Genomic DNA, 1,873 nt, shown 5'->3' with positions numbered 1-1,873 from the left:
TTTTTTGTGGAGGGTTCGATTCTGGCTCAGGATGAACGCTGGCGGCGTGCTTAACACATGCAAGTCGAACGGGATCCCGGGTTTCGGCCTGGGTGAGAGTGGCGAACGGGTGAGTAATGCGTGACCGACCTGCCCCATGGTCCGGAATAGCTCCTGGAAACGGGTGGTAATGCCGGATGGTCCAGTTGATCGCATGGTCTTCTGGGAAAGCCTTCGGGTGCCGTGGGATGGGGTCGCGTCCTATCAGCTTGACGGCGGGGTGACGGCCCACCGTGGCTTTGACGGGTAGCCGGCCTGAGAGGGCGACCGGCCACATTGGGACTGAGATACGGCCCAGACTCCTACGGGAGGCAGCAGTGGGGAATATTGCACAATGGGCGCAAGCCTGATGCAGCGACGCCGCGTGCGGGATGGAGGCCTTCGGGTTGTAAACCGCTTTTGTTCGGGAGCAAGGATCCTTTTTGGGTTTGAGTGTACCGTTCGAATAAGCGCCGGCTAACTACGTGCCAGCAGCCGCGGTAATACGTAGGGCGCAAGCGTTATCCGGATTTATTGGGCGTAAAGGGCTCGTAGGCGGTTCGTCGCGTCCGGTGTGAAAGCCCATCGCTTAACGGTGGGTCTGCGCCGGGTACGGGCGGGCTGGAGTGCGGTAGGGGAGACTGGAATTCCCGGTGTAACGGTGGAATGTGTAGATATCGGGAGGAACACCAATGGCGAAGGCAGGTCTCTGGGCCGTTACTGACGCTGAGGAGCGAAAGCGTGGGGAGCGAACAGGATTAGATACCCTGGTAGTCCACGCCGTAAACGGTGGACGCTGGATGTGGGGCCCTTTCCACGGGTTCCGTGTCGGAGCTAACGCGTTAAGCGTCCCGCCTGGGGAGTACGGCCGCAAGGCTAAAACTCAAAGAAATTGACGGGGGCCCGCACAAGCGGCGGAGCATGCGGATTAATTCGATGCAACGCGAAGAACCTTACCTGGGCTTGACATGTTCCCGACGACATCAGAGATGGTGTTTCCCTTCGGGGCGGGTTCACAGGTGGTGCATGGTCGTCGTCAGCTCGTGTCGTGAGATGTTGGGTTAAGTCCCGCAACGAGCGCAACCCTCGCCCCGTGTTGCCAGCATTTCGGATGGGAACTCACGGGGGACCGCCGGGGTTAACTCGGAGGAAGGTGGGGATGACGTCAGATCATCATGCCCCTTACGTCCAGGGCTTCACGCATGCTACAATGGCCGGTACAGCGGGATGCGACATGGCGACATGGAGCGGATCCCTGAAAACCGGTCTCAGTTCGGATCGGAGCCTGCAACCCGGCTCCGTGAAGGCGGAGTCGCTAGTAATCGCGGATCAGCAACGCCGCGGTGAATGCGTTCCCGGGCCTTGTACACACCGCCCGTCAAGTCATGAAAGTGGGCAGCACCCGAAGCCGATGGCCCAACCGTTTGGGGGGAGTCGTCTAAGGTGAGGCTCGTGATTGGGACTAAGTCGTAACAAGGTAGCCGTACCGGAAGGTGCGGCTGGATCACCTCCTTTCTACGGAGATTTCAGGACCATGGTTTCGTGGTCCGTGGTGTGGCCCCGTGCCGGTGGGATGTCCCTTCCGGTGGTGGGGCGTGCTGGCGTGGAAGAGATCGGGGGCTTGCGTGCGTGTGGGTTTCGTTCCTGTTCGGGGCGGGCTCGTGCGCGGTGGAGCGGTGTGGGCATGCTTTTGGGTTCCCGGATCGCCATGGCCCCGTGGGGGTTGGCGTTTCCGTTCCATGGCCCTTCGCGTGGCCCGTCCCTGTGGGGTGGGTTGTCGCGGTGGGTGTGTGGTGGTGGTTTGAGAACTGGATAGTGGACGCGAGCGAGACGCCGCGGCTTGGGCCTGTTTTGG

At 61.1% G+C, this 1,873-nt stretch carries 1 rRNA gene; it reads left to right on the top strand.

The window, feature by feature from the left end:
• Positions 1-3: 3 nt before the first annotated feature.
• Positions 4-1,533: ribosomal RNA gene (locus tag AC1AZA_RS11365) — 16S ribosomal RNA — on the top strand.
• Positions 1,534-1,873: the final 340 nt, after the last annotated feature.

The sequence above is a fragment of the Bifidobacterium sp. LH_389 genome, from assembly GCF_056357235.1.
This window is presented reverse-complemented; position numbering and strand designations above follow the sequence as displayed.